At 57.0% G+C, this 16,667-nt stretch carries 12 protein-coding genes; 2 read left to right on the forward strand and 10 right to left on the reverse strand.

The genetic code is table 11. The features are described from left to right. Positions 1-9: 9 nt before the first annotated feature. The 4 genes from CA51_RS07000 to CA51_RS07015 form a co-directional block, all read right to left on the reverse strand. The gene (locus tag CA51_RS07000; protein ID WP_145119074.1) at positions 10-417 is read right to left on the reverse strand and encodes a Minf_1886 family protein; all 408 of its coding nucleotides are present in this window, start codon (positions 415-417) and stop codon (positions 10-12) included. Next, a complete protein-coding gene (locus tag CA51_RS07005; protein WP_231746041.1) occupies positions 414-1,355 on the reverse strand; it encodes a PSP1 domain-containing protein in 942 nt (313 codons plus the stop codon). The genes CA51_RS07000 and CA51_RS07005 overlap by 4 nt, the downstream gene beginning before the upstream one ends. A gap of 68 nt (positions 1,356-1,423) precedes the next feature. Further along, entirely contained in the window at positions 1,424-2,845 is a 1,422-nt protein-coding gene (locus CA51_RS07010; protein WP_145119076.1) for a WD40 repeat domain-containing protein, read from the reverse strand. Between the two features lie 305 nt (positions 2,846-3,150). Beyond that, positions 3,151-4,239 (reverse strand): prenyltransferase/squalene oxidase repeat-containing protein, encoded by a 1,089-nt coding sequence (locus CA51_RS07015; protein WP_145119078.1) that lies wholly within the window; start codon positions 4,237-4,239, stop codon positions 3,151-3,153. A gap of 331 nt (positions 4,240-4,570) precedes the next feature. Between CA51_RS07015 and CA51_RS07020 the strand changes: the two genes are divergently transcribed. Beyond that, positions 4,571-4,969 carry a hypothetical protein gene (locus CA51_RS07020; RefSeq protein WP_145119079.1) on the forward strand — a complete coding sequence of 133 codons (399 nt, stop codon included), beginning with the start codon at positions 4,571-4,573 and terminating at the stop codon, positions 4,967-4,969. Positions 4,970-5,060: 91 nt separating this feature from the next. Here CA51_RS07020 and CA51_RS07025 read toward each other — a convergent pair whose 3' ends face one another. The 3 genes from CA51_RS07025 to CA51_RS07035 all read right to left on the reverse strand — a co-directional run bounded on the left by CA51_RS07025 (position 5,061) and on the right by CA51_RS07035 (position 8,602). Beyond that, positions 5,061-5,753, reverse strand: a complete 693-nt coding sequence (locus tag CA51_RS07025; protein WP_145119081.1) for a HEAT repeat domain-containing protein — start codon at positions 5,751-5,753, stop codon at positions 5,061-5,063. Between the two features lie 82 nt (positions 5,754-5,835). Next, positions 5,836-7,044, reverse strand: coding sequence for a DUF481 domain-containing protein (locus tag CA51_RS07030; RefSeq protein WP_145119083.1), 1,209 nt, complete (start codon positions 7,042-7,044; stop codon positions 5,836-5,838). Between the two features lie 268 nt (positions 7,045-7,312). Then, entirely contained in the window at positions 7,313-8,602 is a 1,290-nt protein-coding gene (locus CA51_RS07035; protein ID WP_145119085.1) for an Nramp family divalent metal transporter, read from the reverse strand. 360 nt (positions 8,603-8,962) lie between these two features. Between CA51_RS07035 and CA51_RS07040 the strand changes: the two genes are divergently transcribed. Further along, positions 8,963-9,775, forward strand: a complete 813-nt coding sequence (locus CA51_RS07040) for a carboxylesterase family protein (RefSeq protein WP_231746042.1) — start codon at positions 8,963-8,965, stop codon at positions 9,773-9,775. A 70-nt stretch (positions 9,776-9,845) separates the two neighbouring features. On the opposite strand, the gene CA51_RS07045 is transcribed toward CA51_RS07040, so the two are convergent. From CA51_RS07045 to CA51_RS07055, 3 genes are all read right to left on the reverse strand, one after another. Next, the gene (locus CA51_RS07045; protein WP_145119087.1) at positions 9,846-11,657 is read right to left on the reverse strand and encodes a hybrid sensor histidine kinase/response regulator; all 1,812 of its coding nucleotides are present in this window, start codon (positions 11,655-11,657) and stop codon (positions 9,846-9,848) included. An 87-nt stretch (positions 11,658-11,744) separates the two neighbouring features. Further along, the gene (locus tag CA51_RS07050; RefSeq protein ID WP_197451655.1) at positions 11,745-15,143 is read right to left on the reverse strand and encodes a PAS domain S-box protein; all 3,399 of its coding nucleotides are present in this window, start codon (positions 15,141-15,143) and stop codon (positions 11,745-11,747) included. Then, positions 15,140-16,228 carry a cytochrome-c peroxidase gene (locus CA51_RS07055; RefSeq protein WP_197451656.1) on the reverse strand — a complete coding sequence of 363 codons (1,089 nt, stop codon included), beginning with the start codon at positions 16,226-16,228 and terminating at the stop codon, positions 15,140-15,142. Before CA51_RS07055 ends, CA51_RS07050 begins: the two co-directional genes overlap by 4 nt. Positions 16,229-16,667 lie beyond the last annotated feature (439 nt).

Below are 16,667 nucleotides of genomic sequence, written 5' to 3' on the forward strand. Positions count from 1 at the left end.
CTGTGCAGGTTAGACCTGGCCTGTCGACAGCGATTCGAATTCGGGTTCGAACGCTGTCTCGAAGACAAAGACGTCGTCGAAGTCTTCGCGGCGATCCGAATCGCTCTTCCGCATCTGTTCGATCCGAATCAGATTGTAAACGATCTCGCCGAGGTCGCTGGTCGTGTAGATGCCCCAATCGTTGAGCACCAATTTGGCGAGGAAGCCGTATTGTTCCAGAGCATAGCGGCGGCAGGCTTCGCACAACTGTTGGCCCGTCAAATGCCGACTCTCTTCGTCGCTGAACGCCGGGTCGTCGCTGACTCGCAAGACATCGTGGGCATACGAAAGCGATTCGCGAACAAACTGATAGGCTTCAAATTTGAAGCGCTGGTCATGTTCCAACAGATCGGCAAATGCACGTATTCCAGTGTTCATAAATTCTCTTCTCCCTCCGCTTTGGAAGGCGTATCAAGATTCTTGGAGTTCTGCTTTTTCTTGCTCTTGGAGGACGATCGGTTGTCGCCGGCAGGTTTCTTTTGGACAACCGATAAGACGTCGGAAACGTCAATCAGTACTCGGCGATTATCCTCGGTCTGGACCAACAATTGTTGAGCCAAAATTTCTTGGAAGATCACCGTCGCTTTGCCATCGCGGGTGAGCACCTGGGCTCCCGGCGGTGGCAGCTCTCGCTGCATTTCTTCGTAGGTATCAAATTCGTACCGCAGGCAACACTTCAGTCGTCCGCAACGGCCCGAAATTTTTGACGGATCGAGCGTCGCTTTTTGCAGTTTGGCCATCCGCATCGAAACCGGTGGCATCGCCGAAAGGTGCGTGTTGCAGCAGACCGGTTTGCCGCAATCGCCATAGTCGGCAAGCAGCTTGGCTTCGTCGCGGACGCCGATCTGACGCATCTCGACCCGTGTCTGAAATTCCGATGCGAGGTCACGGACCAATTGGCGAAAGTCGACACGTTTGTCGGCCAAGTAATACACGACAACCCGCTCGCCGCCAAAGAGATGTTCGATGTCGACAAGTTTCATATCCAGACCGAGGCGGTGGATATGGCGTTTGCAAGCGTCGAACTCCTTGCGACCCTGGTCCGAGATGTGGCTGAGGTCGTTGACATCATCGCCGCTCAACGAGCGTAGGATCTGGCCACCGGGAGGGTTGGTCATGTGCGACAGCGTATGTTCGGTCGCTTCGACCAAGACCTCGCCGGTCTCCATTCCGCGGTCGGTCCGCACGATGACTTTCTCGCCGTAATGAAAGCTTGATTTCGAAGTCGCCACGTGTAGCGTGCGCAACGAACCGCATCGCACCACGTATTTCATGGGAGACGCTTTGGTTTCGTCGGTTGGGGTCGCAGTCGACATGGGGCGTGAACTCAAGCAATCATTGTCAGGTCAAAAAACTCGCAGTTGGGGCGTTGGCGGCTCCCACGCTACTTTTTCAATTCCGCGATATCTGGCGCGGTGTAACCCGACTTCCAGGATGGAACAAAGCTGGCAATCATGTGCTTCCGCGTCGCTGCCAGCAGCTTGCCGTCGGCAAATGCAACCGACCAGATCCCGCTGGGAACCTTGCCGATCTTTTCAAAGTTGTTTCCATCGCTTGTAAACATCGTACCATCCATCGATCCCACGGCTATCTGGGATGCGCCAGGATTGCAGTCGATCGCGGTGATCCAATCCGATGCCTGGCCCAACACGGTGGGTTCCGCTTCCCCATCGACTTCGATCCGCCGCAGCTTCCTGTCCGATCCGCCAGCAAACATTTGTTTGTCATTTGCAGAGAAGCAAACCGCCCAAATCGGTGCTTCGCCACAGGCAACTTTCTTGACCGTTTCTAGTCCCGCCAGCTTCAGCAGATGGACGCTTCCGGCACCATCTCCCGCTGCCAACAACTTTCCGTCAGCCGAGAAAGCAAGCGAATAAATCTGCTGGCCACCCAGCTCGACACTTTGGATGACTTCCCCTTTTGCGACGTCGTAAACGAACACTTTGCCCGCTTCGTTAGCCGCCACCAAAACGCTGCCGTCGGGAGCAAAGGCCAAGGCCCGCGTCCAGCGTTCGAAGACAGTTTCTTTCATCGTCAACTGCTCGCCTTCAAAACGATAAATGCCGAGGTTGCCCTTGTAATCTGTGCTAGCAACCGACGCGCCGTCGGGAGCCACTGCGACTGCCCAGACGCTAGCGGGATGCGTGTAGAGCGTCTCGCTGCCGGCGAGATCGGCGGGGTTTACCGCCACGACATTTGCTTCCCGCAACAGTAGCCCATCGGCGGCAGCCGCACAGACGCGGCCCGCGTTCGTCGAAACCGCTGTCACCCAGCGATGCGGCCAAGTCGGTTCCGACTTAGCCTCTGGCTTCGGTTCTGGCTTCGGTTCTGGCTTCGGTTCTGGCTTCGGTTCTGGCTTCGGTTCTGGCTTCGGTTCTGGCTTCGGTTCTGGCTTTGGTTCTGGCTTTGGTTCTGGCTTTGGTTCTGGCTTTGGTTCTGGCTTTGGTTCTGGCTTTGGTTCTGGCTTTGGTTCTGGCTTTGGTTCTGGCTTCGGTTCTGGCTTCGGTTCTGGCTTTGGTTCTGGCTTTGGTTCTGGCTTTGGTTCCGGCTTTGGTTCCGGCTTTGGTTCCGGCTTTGGTTCCGGCTTTGGTTCCGGCTTCGGTTCCGGCTTCGGTTCTGGTTTAGCTTCCGGTTTAGCTTCCGGTTTAGCTTCCGGTTTAGCTTCCGCGGCGGGGGGCTGTTCCTTGGCGGCAGGTTTTGTTGGTTCGTCGTCGGCGAACAACGGCGAGGCGAAGCTCAGCACGGCGGCGAGCGACAGGCTGGCGAACCAGTTGGTGCGGATCGTCTTGGCAAATGGATCTAACATGGGCAGGGAATCTCCAAAGTTGTCAATCAAGTTTTCGCATCGACCCGATTTTGGGGTAGCTGGTGCCGGGCGATCGGGAAGGATCGCGTCGAGACTCGCCGGTCGGGTCGGATAGCGGAGAGGTGGGCAGAACGAATTCGGTTTGTCGTTTTTGTAGCTGATGAGGGAGTCGGATTTGGGCAGGCTGTGATTTTATTACGCGTGAGATCCGCAAGCGAGCGATGTTGTTTCCCTCGCTCGCTTCATGCTCAACTTGGCGATACTGCTTCGGTAGCGGCTGAAAATTTCACCGCCACGCCAGCAAACTATTTGCAGTAGCTGAGCGCCATCAAAGCGTAGGCGGTGACCAGGTTGCGGTCCCCTTCGAGCCAGCGTTCGTTTTCACGGTTGACCCACGCGCCATCCTCGGCTTGCAGCGACAGCAGCGTTTCGGAAAGCTCCTGACGCCAATCGTGCTTTTGTCCGCTGGCATCTTCGATCGTCTTCAACTGCGTTGCGTCAAGCGCCTTAGCGAAGGTGTGGTAATAATAGAACAGCCCGGCGTTTCCCATGCCTGGATTCTGTTGCAGCGAGTAGGTTTTGCGGATGAAATCCATCGCAGCCTTCACGCGTTGATCGTCTTTGCTGACCCCGGCGTAGATCATGCTCTTCAGCCCCGCGTAGGTCATCGAACCATAACTGCGGAGGCCACCATCGGGCGTCTGCCCGGCTTGGCTCTGACCGCCCGCCGCCGAAGTGTAATAGAAACCGCCGTCGCCAACTTTTGCTGCGTGCGGAGTGTCGTTGTACTCCGATTCGAGGTTCTGGCAGCGCGAGACAAACTTCAACGCTTTTTGGATCGCCGGATCCTCTTCGCCCACGCCGACGCTGCGCAACGCGTCGAGGAAGAACTGGGTGTTGGAGAGGTCGGGGCGAGCGTGTTTGCCATAGCCCGCACCGCCATAGCCCGGGTCGGACGATTCGATTCCCTCTCCTTCGTCCCACTGGATTCCTCGCAGGAACGCTTCGGCTCGCTTCAGTCGTTGATCATATCGATGATCGCTGTTGGCCAACGCCAAAGCCTGCATCGCCAAGCTGGTTTCATAGTTCCGGTAGAGCGAGTCGTTGACGTAGATGCCGCCGGTATCTTGGAAGTGCTGCTCGAGAAACTTCAGCGATTTAACGATCGATGGGGAGGTCGCCATCGCCGGCCGATTCTGCAAAACCGCTGTGATGCATAAACTTGTCACACCCGTTCCAGTCTGCGGACTGTAGGCCCCGGTGTCGGATGCCGCCCCACGCGTCAGGAAATCGATGCCTCGCGCGATCGCTGCGTCGGTTTCCTGTTGCCGGTCGGCTGCGATGCTAGGAAGCGTCAATAAGGCAGCAAAACAACATAGCAACGGTCGTAGCATGAGAATCTTCCTGGGATCAACTTTTGTGGCTGGCTCGGTTCATTCGGCTCAAGAATTCGTCCGATGCTTCATTCTAGCAGCAAATGTTGAGGAAGTTAATCAATCGTCGATAGATCGACGGGGCTATTAAGTGTTTGTGTTTCGCCGAATTCGCCGGTCTGCAGCAGCGTCCGGTTGTCCAAAGGAGCCGGAAGCACGCGCGCTGCGGCAGGTGCCTTACATTAAATCAATGATTTGCCGAGGTTAGATCGACAGTTTGCCGGAACTGTCGCCAAAGCACAAAGTGACGCCAATCCCTGTTCCAAACAAATGCGAGGGGGCCGAGAGCACGATGGGCAGCAGACCTGAACAAACGCCGTTGAACGCTTCACACCGCGTCGACGATGCTCATCCCGATTTTCGCATGTCGCGACGGGGGATGGCCGCCGAACTGGATGCTGGCCAGAGGGATGCGGACCGGATGGATCATCTCTTGGAAGCTTTGCTGCCCAACCACGCGCGAGAATTGATCGACAAGCTGCAGTCGTGGAGCGAGGTGTTGGACCGCCGCGAAGCTGAACTCAACTCGCGAGTGGCGCTGTTCGAGCACCGCCAGCGGACGCATCGGATGCGAGAACAATCCCGGTCGTCGATGATGGAGGAACAGGAGCGTGCGCTGCAGCGTCAGCATCAAGCATTGCGAGACGATCTGCGGCGGTTTGCCGTTGGGAATATCCAAGTGCAGATGTGACGCGGCGCTCCAGGTCGGTCGCGCCAGAACAAATCGAACGGCGCGGACGGTATCGCGCCCCCCGAGATCGATGCCCGCGTAGAGCCGACTTTTAGAACAAGTCGCGCATCTGTCGCGTGAAGCTCTTCTTTTGTTCGTCGACAGCTTTGCCTTCGAGGTAGGCGACCCAAACCTGCGGATCCTCACCAAGTTCTTTACCGGTGCACTGCGCCAACGATTCGACGGCTGCGGTGCGGACGGCTGGGTTCCGCGATTTCAAGCTCGCCTTGAGTGCCTGAGCTGCTTCGGGGGACTGGTGTTTGCCAACCGCTGCAATCGCCGCCATCTTAACATCTTCGTTCGATTCGCTGCCGATCGTGGTTCCCAACAGTTCGGTCGATCGAGCTTCGTCGCGGACCGCCAAGACATCGCAGACCGCCATCCGGACCTTGATGCTTTCATCGGTCAATTGTTTCTCACACAGATCGAGCACGCGTTGGCTGCGGCAACCTGCGAGCGCGCGAATCGCCAGCGTCCGCATCTCTGGATTTTTGTCGTTTTCCAGAAGCGCTTCGATATGCGCGAGCCAATATTCTTGATCGGCATCGGACAGGCTGGGCATCGACGCAACCAGACGCTGCAGTTCCTCATGGCGCTGCGCATCGGTAGGCCCAAGTTTTTCATCGTCTGCCCATTGCGAACGATAAACCGGGTTGATCGTTTTTAAGGCAAACAGCGGTCCGTCGTGACATCCCGCTAGCAAAGCGCAGGTTGTCAGGATTGCCAAAGGGGTCAATCTGTGCATTCAAAAACTCCTGAATTTCACCGCGTGTACCATATGTGTATGCCGCGTATCCAGGTCAATCGGAATCGGCTTGCCGCTGTCATTAGAACTTGTACAGGAGGGTCGCTGTATAGTCGATATCTTGTGGTTCGAGCCCCAGTGGGGTGCTGTCATATCGATTGGTCGCGGCCAGTTTCAGGCTGAAGTTCTCCGAATCATCCAACAAAATTTCCCAGCCCGCATCGGTCACGACGCGGTAGTCGGAAAAGTCTGCGAAGGCGGGGAAGTAGTCGGCTTTGACGTAGATCTTGTTTCGTTTGTTGACCTGTTGTTTCAGATCCAAACCAAACAGCATTTCCGGTTTCCAGTCCTCATCGACCGAACCGATCTCCTGCGATGCACCGGCACCGATCCGAGTGATGAAGGTGACGTCGTCGGTCTTCGCCAGGAAGTAGGAGAGACCGCTGTTGACGTTCACGCGGGCGTCAAACGCTTTGAATTCGTCGTATTCGAGTCCACTCTTGATGAACGCCGAAAAGTCGGTTTCGGCGATCGCGCGATCCAAGTCGAAGTTCGCCCGGGCGTTATTCTGAGTATCGATACCGCCGCTGCTGGTTTTGCGGTAATTCAAATTCACACCCAAGTTATACAGATCGCTCTTCCGCGCCAGGTTGGCTCCGGCGGCGTAGCTGAGCGAGTTTGTATTGCCTTCGCTTCCGTTCAAACCAAACTCGACGCTGCTGTCCCAGCCATCGCGTGGAATCCAGACCCACGGATAGTGATACCAGCTGTATTCTTCTTCGATCTGTTCCATCTGTTCGGGCAGCGGAGTCATCATCGAGATGCCCAGATCGTCGCCAGCCGGTTCGGGTTCCGGTGCCGGTAGGGCTTCTTGCGATGCTCCCGATCCGACGACGCTTCCACCCTGATAACTCGGTGGGTCGTTCATCGGAACCGGTGGTGTGTAGTTCTGCGCCGGCGCGGTCAGATACTGATTCTGCGCATAGGTCGCGTTGTCGTTGGCCGTTTGATAATACGACGACTGGACCTGTTGAGGATTCGGCACACTGGCTGTCGTCGGCATCGAATAAGCGCTACCCGCCGCGGGGCCGCTCTGCCCGATCGACGGATATTGAGTGCTCTGCCCATCGACCGGTGGCAGGTAGGTCGGAGCGCTGTTGCCGTAGGCTCCCGGTTGATATCCGGAAGCTTGCAGCGGCTGGATCGTCGTTTGCGCACATGCACTCGATAACCCGTACGTCAGCCCTAGCGAACTGACGAGAATTAAACGAATTAGCGTGGGAGAAAACATCTCACTAGACTCCGGAAGATTTGTTCACCTGTTATCTATGTTCGGAGCGTATAGCAAACCGAGTTAACCGGAACAAAGAGCATTCTCGGAAAGAGCGGGAAAATCTTCACTTTTCCCCCAATCCGCGGTTTCCCAACCGGCCGGCATCTGCCGCGAGCGCGACCCGCGGCACAGCGGATCCGCTGCGCCGTTGTACACGCTCATGCGACAGTCGATAAACCCACAAGGCGTGCAGGCCCGGTGGTGATTGGGGACGCAATAAGTGCTGCTATTGCGGGTCGGAGCTAGCGGAGGCGGCCGCCGGAAGATAGCTTTCCAGCTTCTTGGGCAGATCCGAAAAGGCTGTCTTGCCGGCCATTGCAAGCAAAAGGCCCAAGCCGATCAGGCCAAAGACGATCGTGGCCGGGCGGTTAACATGTTCTCCCATCACATCGCGGGAACTGGTCAGCCACAATAGGACGCCCGCGATCAATGGTGCCGCGACGACGGTAACCGCTTGAGCGGCGATGATCGTCGGCGTTCGATCGAAGTCGAAGATCAGCACCGCCACGCCGACTGCCATTCCCAACAGCAGCGACGCCGCGGTCAGCAGGCGAGGTACCAGGTCGGTCGGGCGGCTGCCCATGTTCAGGCCGTCGGCAGCCATAAAACCACCGATCATCGCGTTGACCAGAAAGGATGAATAGGCAGCGGAGAAGAGCCCGAAGCAGAAGATGATTTTTGCGGCCGGGCCAAACGTCGACTCCAACGCGATCGCGACATCGACGGGACTGTTGAGCGTGATATCGGCGCGTCCGGAAAGACCAGCCGCCGCGGTCGACATCAACATCACCGTGATCAGGAACATGATTATCGAGCCGATGCGAGCATCGACCATGCCGCTTTTGACTTCATCGATTCCCCAGCCCTTCTGTCGCACGAGATACGCCTGATAGAAGGCTGCAGCGCTGATGAAGGTTGTTCCGATCAGGCCCAGGATCGGCAGCAGTTCTCCCGATTTGCCGAGCGTTGGGGTGACCAAGCCCTTGCCCATCGCAGCCAGGTCGGGGCGGAGGCTGATCAAATTGATAGCAAACGAGATCAGCATCAAGCCGACCAATGCCATCATCACGCGTTCGAGCATCTTGTACATGTCTTTGAAGGCAAACAAAAACACGATCGCTAGCAGGTTGAAGAGGATCACCATGCCGGCGACGACAGTTTTTGAATCGATGAACGCCTCAAAAGTCGCGGCGACACCGATGTTGTTGCCCGATTGAAACGCCGTCGCGATAAAGAAGACGCTCAACCCCACGAGGACCGACAACCAGCGACCGGCTTTGGCGGCGATTAGATCGCAGGGAGCGGCGGAGCCGACGGCGCCGAGTTTCGCCCCGAGGGTCATGTACAACATCATGAAGGCAACCGAGACCACGACGACCCACAGCATTGAATACTGTTCCGACGCGCCGACTTTCGAACTGGTCACAAGACTGCCCGGGCCGATCACGACACAGGCGGTGATCAATCCGGGACCGATCCGGCGATACCAAGGTTGGTGCGAGGGTTGATCGTTCATCGGCGAGCCTTCTTTAGAATAGGTGGGATAGGAGCGGAGGGTTTCTATTTGGCGGGGCTTCAGTGTGAGCGAAACGAGCTGCGTTGGCAACGGTCGGATTTATGAGCGACGCCGATTCGCCGCAATTCCCCCGTGGCACCCCTCCTTCGGAACTGCGGCTTACGCAAGCTCTCGCGATTGCCGAAGAAAATTGCTCCCGCGTCGACAAGATTGCAACGGGGATTGGTCAGCCGCAGCGGTCGGCTTTGGGGGGGGATGAGATCGATCCGCAGGCCAAGATTGACTCACCCGGTGCGGGCAACCAAAATGCGACCTGTCAGTCTCTCTGCTCGCAATCGCCCCTCCCTCCAAGGAAGCCCGATGCTTCGTTTTGCCCTTTCCTTCTCCCTGCTAATTGCATGTAACCCGATCATGGCGGATGAACCTTATCAAGCTGGAAGCATCGCATTGCCCGGCAGCCCCGACCAAAACAACAGCCAGCCGTTTGGCTACCGCTTGATGAAGCCGCGGAACATCGAACCGGGCAAGAAGTATCCCTTGGTTTTGTTTTTGCATGGCGCCGGGGAGCGTGGCGATGACAACCTGCGGCAGTTGAAGTTTTTGCCCGAATCGTTGGCGACGTCGGCCAACCGCGATCGGTTTCCCTGTTTCGTACTCGCTCCCCAATGCCCGACAGGCCAGCAGTGGGTCGATGTTCCTTGGGGCGATCTCAAATCGACGCCGATGCCCGAACAACCGTCGCGACCGATGCAAGGAGCGATCGAGGTCTTGCAGAAAACGCTGAAAGAGCAACCTATCGATCGGTCGCGCGTTTATCTGACCGGTTTGTCGATGGGCGGTTATGGATCGTGGGACCTCGCGTCGCGTCATCCCGAGTGGTTCGCCGGAGCGATTATCGTCTGTGGCGGGGGCGATGAACAACAGGCTGCGCAGTTGAAGCAGTTGCCGATTCAAGTCTTCCACGGTGGTGCCGATACCGTTGTTCCGACGCAGCGTTCGCGTTCGATGGTCGCGGCGATTCAGGACGCCGGTGGGACGCAGATCGAATATACCGAGCTGCCAGGCGTTGGGCACAACAGTTGGAGTCATGCCTATTCGGACGCCGCCGGCGCGCTCGAATGGTTGTTCAAGCAATCGCGTCAACCGATCCCAAGCGGTTCGGTCGGCAAATAGCGTCGCCGCGGTAAGCGGCGTGTTGCGGTAAGTCGCCGCTCGCCGCAGTCCACAACGCTTGCGATCTCATTTAAAGTCCGACGGCTGCGGCCAGCGAATCGCGGATCGCGGATTCCTTGGCGATCGCCGGACCTCGCGTTGGCAGCTCGATCACGAAGGTTGTACCGACACCTTCGTCGACGTCGAACGAGAGCTTGCCGCCATGGCGTTGCACGACGACTGTGTGCGCGATCGCCAATCCTTGTCCCGTTCCCTTGCCAACTTCTTTGGTCGTGAAAAACGGATCGAACACGCGGCTGCGGATCGCTTCGGGGATGCCACCGCCGTCGTCGCCGATTTCGACTTTGACAAAACCGTCGTGCTGAGACGATCGAATCGTCAACTTGCCGAGTCCGACGCTGCCGCCGGCGGTGTTGTCGGAGATCGCGTGGGCGGCGTTGATGATGAGGTTCAGGAAAACCTGATTCAATTCTCCCGGATACCCAACGACCGGTTCCAGGTTGTCCGCGAGATCGGTTTCGATTTGGGCGACGTATTTCCATTCGTTGGTCGAAACCGCCATCGTCGTTTCCAACGCCCGATTGATATCGACCGCCGACGTCTCCTCCGCTCCGGGATGCGACAGTTCTTTCATCGCCCGCACGATGCGAGAGACGTGTTCGACGCCATCGATCGAATCGGTTAACGCTTGCGGAATCTGGGTGCACAGACTCTTCAAGCTCAGTCGTTTCGCCTTCTCCCGCAGCTCAGCAACCAGCGTTGGACTGACCGCCGATTGATCAGCGACCTCCAATAACTGAGTCGACGATTCGAGATATCCGATCAGTTTGTCGAACTTGGAATTGAGGTATTCCAGATTGTCACCGAGGTATTGCATCGGAGTGTTGATCTCGTGGGCGACGCCGGCGGCCAATTGCCCAACCGATTCGAGCTTCTGCGCGTTATGCAGTTGTTGTTCCAGCAGTCGATGTTCGGTGATATCGCTGCCGAGAATCAAGGTGCCGCGGCGGAAGCCCGCTTCGAGAACCGGGTAGCTGGAAAACGAAACGATCCGCAACGTTCCATCGACGTCGGAGAAACTGGTTTCGAGATGAGTTGGCGTCTCGCGATGGAGACTGTCGGCCAGCTGGTCGACCACGTCGGCCGACTCCCACTGGATCGGCAGCGAATAGAGCGGTTGGCCGATCGCCTGGTCGGCTGGAATTCCCAGGATCGCAACGGCGTTATCGTTCCAGCGTTGGATGATTCCGGCGGCGTCGGTTCCCACCATCAACGAATCGATCGATTCGAGTAGCTGTTCGGATTCCTGCCGCGCTTCGCGAAGATGTTTGGTGCGTTCGGTGACCGTCCGTTCGAGAGCCTCGCGTTTGATGGAAGCCGCATCGATCAGTCGACGTTTCTCGATCAGCGCGACGACGATCTGCAACACCTCCGCATTATCGAAGGGCTTTTTTAGGATCAACAAGCGGTCCGAAAGCCCCAGTCGTTTGGAGATGTCACCCCAGGTGTTGTCGGAGTAAGCGCTGCAGATCACAACTTGCAGATTTGGGTCCACCTTCCACAGGTTTTCGATTGTTGTCAGGCCGTCCCACCCCGGCGGCATCCGCATATCGCAGAACGCCAACGTGTAGGGGCGTCCCGCCGCGGTGGCGTCGCGAACTTTGCGATAGCCCTCTTCGCCTTGGTAGGCGGAATCGAGTTGCACGTCCAGCTTGTCGCTTGCGGTTGGGGGCGGAGTCTCATCGCCAAAAAATGCCGAAGCGGCGTCCAGCAACTCCTGCCCATCCCCTTCGGAGACGAGGATCTTGTGGAAGTCGTCGTGGATCGCTGGGTTATCATCGATCACGATGATACGTGGTTTGGGTTGCTCGATAGTATTCATGGCAGTTCCTGGGAAAATCTTGCGAACGTTGCGATCTCGGCAGCGGGTCGGCTGAAAGTTCAAACGCTCGTCCGCTCGCGGTTGGCATCACCCGCCGGTCGGCAGATGAGGTGTCGTGACGGTTTCGATTGGCAGAGCTGGAATCGTTGGTGAATCCAGCGTCTGCGGGATGCTCGTGTCTCTTGTGCTCAAGACCCGGTCGTGCAATGGCAGCCTCAAGGTGAAGGTCGCTCCCAAACCCTCGCCGTCGCTATGAACCGACATGCTGCCTCCCATCTCACGCGCTGAATTGGCACATGAATGAAGTCCGAATCCGTGTCCGGTAGTCTTGGTTGTGAAGCCGTGTTGGAAGATGTTTTTGAGGTTCTCTTGCGAGATCCCGATGCCGTTGTCCCGCACCTCCAGCCGCACGTGTTCGTCTTCGGTGCGAGCGGTCAAACGGATTGTTTTTTCGCTGGCGTCCGATTTGTCGACAGCCTGTTTTGCGTTCTTGATCAAGTTGATCAGGATTTGCAAAACCTCATGCTTGCGGACTTCGATGTTCGGTACGTCTTCGAATTCGCGGATCAGTTCGACGCCGTGTCGCATCAAGCTGGCGTCGTTGATCTTGACCGCGTCCTCGATCAATTCGATCGGATCGACCGATTCGGTCATGCCGCTCTTTTTGGCAAACGATTGCTGCATCGATACGATCTCTTTGATGTGTTCGACGCTTTTTGCCAACGCTTGAATCTCGTCGCGTTGGGCGTCGCGCTCGCTGCGGAAACTGGTCGCCAATTGATTCAGCAGGGCGGGGAAATGTTTGCCCCGAGGATCGTGAGTCAAAAAACTTCCCAGGTCTGTTTTGTTTTCAGCGATCACCGCCGCCGCTTTGGCAAGGTGATCGACCGGGCTGGCGTTGATCCGATCGCGAATCAAGTTGGTCGAAACGTTGACGCTGTTGAGCACGTTGCCGACGTTGTGCAGCACGCCGGTCGCAACCTCCGCCATGCCCGCCTGACGAGCCGCGTTTTGCAGTTCGCCGGCCAGTTGTTCGCGTTCGCGTTCGGCCCGCTTGCGATCGGTGATGTCTCGGACAAAACAGCATGCGTATTCGATTCCGCCAAAAGCGCTGTAGTTGATCGTGACTTCGACCGGGAACGTCGAATCGTCGCTCTTGCGATGTTTGCTTTCCAGAACCATCGCCTTTTGGTCTTTCAGCTGTCCCCAAAACTCGGGCCATTTCTCCCGCGGCAGGCCGGGGTCGACGTCCGGTACCGAGATCTTCAGCAGTTCTTCGCGAGGGTATCCAAGTCGCTTGCAACTGATTTCATTGGCGTCGATGATCTGTCCGGTGCTCTCGCAAACAAACATCGCATCCTGAGCGAAGTCGAGTCCCTCGCGCAGCATCCGTTGGTTGAGGTCGCGTTTCCATTGTTGAGTGATGTCCAAAACGGTGATCACCGCTCCCTGCTGTCCATCCGAAGCGAGCGGGGTCGCGTTGATCGAGACCAGCACGTCTTTGTCTTTCCGCCGTACCAGCAGTTCCTCGTTGCGAACCTGTTCGCCTTGCAGAGCGCGGACCATCGGCAATTGGATCAACGGGATCGGTTCGTAGGTGATCGGATCGACTATCTCGATCGCCTCCAACTGCTCCAGCATCGACCGAGACTTCAGCCAATGTTCGCCGAAGATCTCCTCCGCCTCGGGGTTGAAACTGACGATATCTCCTTGGTCGTTGACCGATACAATTCCGGCGGCGACGCTTTCCAAAACTGCATTCAGCGTCTGTTTTTGTGTCTGCAGGATCTGGGTCACCGCCGCCAATCTCGCCTCGGACTTCTTGCGGTCGGTGATCTCGCTTTCGATCGCGATATAGCGAATCAATTCACCATCCTCGCGATGAATCGGTTGAGCGCCGATCGCCACCCAATACGGTTCGCCCGATTTTCGGTAGTGCACGATCTCGACGTCGAAGCCTTTCTTTTCGAGCACGCGTTGGCGGATCTGCTGGATCGTTGCGGGGTCGGTATTTTCACCGTACAGGATGTGTCCGGGGACTTTGCCTTGGACCTCTGCAAACGAATATCCCGACGCCCGCACAAAACCATCGTTGACCCATTCGATGCAGCCCTCTGCGTCGGTGATGACGACGGTGTTGTCGGTATATTTGGCGACCAGTGACAGCAGTTCGAGATGTTCGGAAGTTTCCTGTAGCTCGCGCTGCGCCGTCACACGTTCGGTGATATCCAGGTGAGTCACCACCGCGACGCCCGCTTGATGATTGCGCAGCGGCGTTACGTTGACTTGATACCAGAACTTTTCTTGCTGCGAATCGCATTCGTATTCGGAGACGTGTTGGGCGTTGTGCCCGGTGATCACCGCGGCGATCGCATCGGCAACCTGCCCTGCCCCATCGTGTTGTCCATCGTGAACCTGTTGGCGACATTGCTGCAGATAGTTGTCGCCGATACCAAGTCCCTGAGCGCATTGTTTGCTGGAGAACTCGCTCCACGATGCGTTGGTCTCGACGATCTGTCCGCCGGAATCGAGGACACAGATCGGCGCGTCGATCGCATCGAGCACACCTTGGAAAAAATCTTTCGACCGCTGCAGGTCGGCGGTCTGATCGTCGCCGCGCTGTTCCAGGACTTTGTTGATCACGTTGAGATCGCGGGCACTCTTCCACAACGCGGTCGCTTGAGTGACACAATATCCCAGCAACACCATGATCGCGATGATCATGCCGGCATGGTAGCGGTTTTGTGAACTGCTGCGGCGCTGGTACGCCGTGTTGGCATCATCCATCACCGCCAGGATTGCCGGACGGACCGGAGTCGCCACAAGCTGCGAGACCGTTTCGTCGAGCGTTTGTCGCAATTCGAGCAGTTTGTTGCCGTGCCGGATCGCCCAGTTGATTTTGGGAAAGGCCTGTTGCGGCGTTGTCCGCAGCAGTTCGCTTTCGAGGTTGGCGATCGCATCGCTGAATTGTTTGCGGTCGTTGGAGTCACCCGACATGCAGAACCGATAACCCGAGGTCTCGAGGTCGGCGACTGCAAGCTGAATGTTCGCCGGCAGCTGTGGGGTCTGTTTGGCAAGTTGAACGTTCCGAAACAAAGCGGCGATCGAATTGCGAACGATCGCGTGGGTCGCCTTGAATTCTTGAGAAAGTGCCAACTTCTGTTGAACCAAATCGTCGACCCTTTCGATCCGCTGGCTCACTTCGGATGTGACCAACCAGGACGCGTCCAGCTGGACAAGCTCTCGCGCAACCACGCTTCGCAGCGCTTGTTCAAACGAAGTCAATTGATCGTAGTCTTGGCGAATCCCTAACCGCAGCGAAAGCACCGACGAATCGAGATCGACGTTGTATTGTTTCGCCGCGCGAATCGCTTGTTCCAACCGCGCATGATCATCGCTGACCCGGTCGACCGAACGGATGTAGAGCCCGATGATCGCCAGGATCGTAAGCGTCAGAAAGAGTAGATTGGGGATGCAGCGATTCATTGCCATTCCCTTTTGATTTCGCCGGTTAGGCTTTTCAGGAACGCTTCGATCAGATGGGTTTCTGATTCCAGCAGATCGGTTCCCAGTTGATGTTCGGCCATGATTTCAATCGCCTCGCGCAGCGTCGTTGTTCTGCCGTGGTGGAAGTAGGGACCGGTAAGTTCGATGTTGCGTAGCGTGGGGACCTTGAAGCGGTGCAGGTCGGACTTTTGTTTGGTGAAGTTGAAGCGTCCTTTGTGGACCGCCGCGTTGGCATCGTCGCCGCAAAAGTAGTCTTCCATCACGCCAAACTTCTGGAACATGTTGCCCCCCACCGCGGCTCCTTGGTGGCACGAGATGCAGCCGAGGTCTTTGAACAATTCGTATCCCTTGACGGCGTCTGCGGAGATCGCCGACCGATCGCCCAACAGATAGCGATCGAAGGGGGAGTTAACGGTGATCAACGATTTTTCGAACGTCGCGATCGCGTCGACGATCGCAGCTTCACACAATCCCTCGGGATATTCTTCATTAAAAGCCTGCACGAAGCCTGGATCGCGTTGCAGTTTGGCAACGACACTGGGCCAATCGGTCGCCATCTCGATCGGGTTGTGTACCGGGCCAGAAGCTTGTTCTTCCAACGTGGCGACGCGGCCATCCCAGAACTGAGCCAGCGAGAGGCTGCAATTAAATACCGTCGGCGTGTTCAGGTTGCCGATTTGATCGTTGTACCCGACCGCCGTCTCCAAGCCGTCGCTGCCACCCTTGCCCATGTCGTGGCACGTTGCGCACGAAATCGAGTTGTCAGCCGACAAACGTTTGTCATAGAACAGGCGATGGCCAAGAGCCACCTTTCCCGGCGGCAGGCCGAGATTGGTGTACAGCGGCGATATCGGTTCGGTGGAAGTTATGGTCGCGACCGCGCGAACCGGTAGCGGGACGGGGGCTAGCGTCGCTGTTGTTTCCGGTGAATCGCAGCCGCTAATGCCGCAGGTTAGCAGGACGCAGAACATCGCAAACGACGTCTCGATCGGCTGCCAGAACTGTGCTGCCGACGCGATGCGGTGCAAGGGATCGACCGAATATGCAATTCCGTTTGACGACACCGGAGGTTGCCGGTCGGCGGAACTTGACTCAAATAACCCCTTCATTCGATTGCCTGCGTGCGCGGTCTCTCTGCGATATTCAAGCGACTCTTGTGTTGTCGACGAAGCGACGTATCAACAGCAGCGGTTCGCAAGCGACAGCCTGTAGCTGCCTGGCGAGGGTGTCTTGGTAACCCATTGGTGCTGTTGCTAAACTTTAGCACGAAAACCCGCTTGTGAAGCAAAGCTAGGTGTTTTGCCACAAGGGGAATGCTTGAGCGAAGAGGGCTTGCCCGCTAAAGCAATGCCGAGGCTGCGACTTCAGTGTGCAGACGAACAGTGGTCTCGGCCGATGTCGCCCAAGAAGAGAAGGTTTGGGCCGGTTGGTCGTTTTGTAATAGAGGTAGCCGATTTTCGCAGCGGCAATTTTTTCTTCGGCAATTTGATGGTCGCCGTGCCT

Source organism: Rosistilla oblonga (genome assembly GCF_007751715.1).
GTDB lineage: Bacteria > Planctomycetota > Planctomycetia > Pirellulales > Pirellulaceae > Rosistilla > Rosistilla oblonga.

Bases quoted from the DNA above. Each gene is read 5' to 3' on its own strand.
- CA51_RS07000 (WP_145119074.1), bottom strand. From the start codon at position 417: ATGAACACTGGAATACGTGCATTTGCCGATCTGTTGGAACATGACCAG.
- CA51_RS07005 (WP_231746041.1), bottom strand. From the start codon at position 1,355: ATGTCGACTGCGACCCCAACCGACGAAACCAAAGCGTCTCCCATGAAA.
- CA51_RS07010 (WP_145119076.1), bottom strand. From the start codon at position 2,845: ATGTTAGATCCATTTGCCAAGACGATCCGCACCAACTGGTTCGCCAGC.
- CA51_RS07015 (WP_145119078.1), bottom strand. From the start codon at position 4,239: ATGCTACGACCGTTGCTATGTTGTTTTGCTGCCTTATTGACGCTTCCT.
- CA51_RS07020 (WP_145119079.1), top strand. From the start codon at position 4,571: ATGGGCAGCAGACCTGAACAAACGCCGTTGAACGCTTCACACCGCGTC.
- CA51_RS07025 (WP_145119081.1), bottom strand. From the start codon at position 5,753: ATGCACAGATTGACCCCTTTGGCAATCCTGACAACCTGCGCTTTGCTA.
- CA51_RS07030 (WP_145119083.1), bottom strand. From the start codon at position 7,044: ATGTTTTCTCCCACGCTAATTCGTTTAATTCTCGTCAGTTCGCTAGGG.
- CA51_RS07035 (WP_145119085.1), bottom strand. From the start codon at position 8,602: ATGAACGATCAACCCTCGCACCAACCTTGGTATCGCCGGATCGGTCCC.
- CA51_RS07040 (WP_231746042.1), top strand. From the start codon at position 8,963: ATGCTTCGTTTTGCCCTTTCCTTCTCCCTGCTAATTGCATGTAACCCG.
- CA51_RS07045 (WP_145119087.1), bottom strand. From the start codon at position 11,657: ATGAATACTATCGAGCAACCCAAACCACGTATCATCGTGATCGATGAT.
- CA51_RS07050 (WP_197451655.1), bottom strand. From the start codon at position 15,143: ATGAATCGCTGCATCCCCAATCTACTCTTTCTGACGCTTACGATCCTG.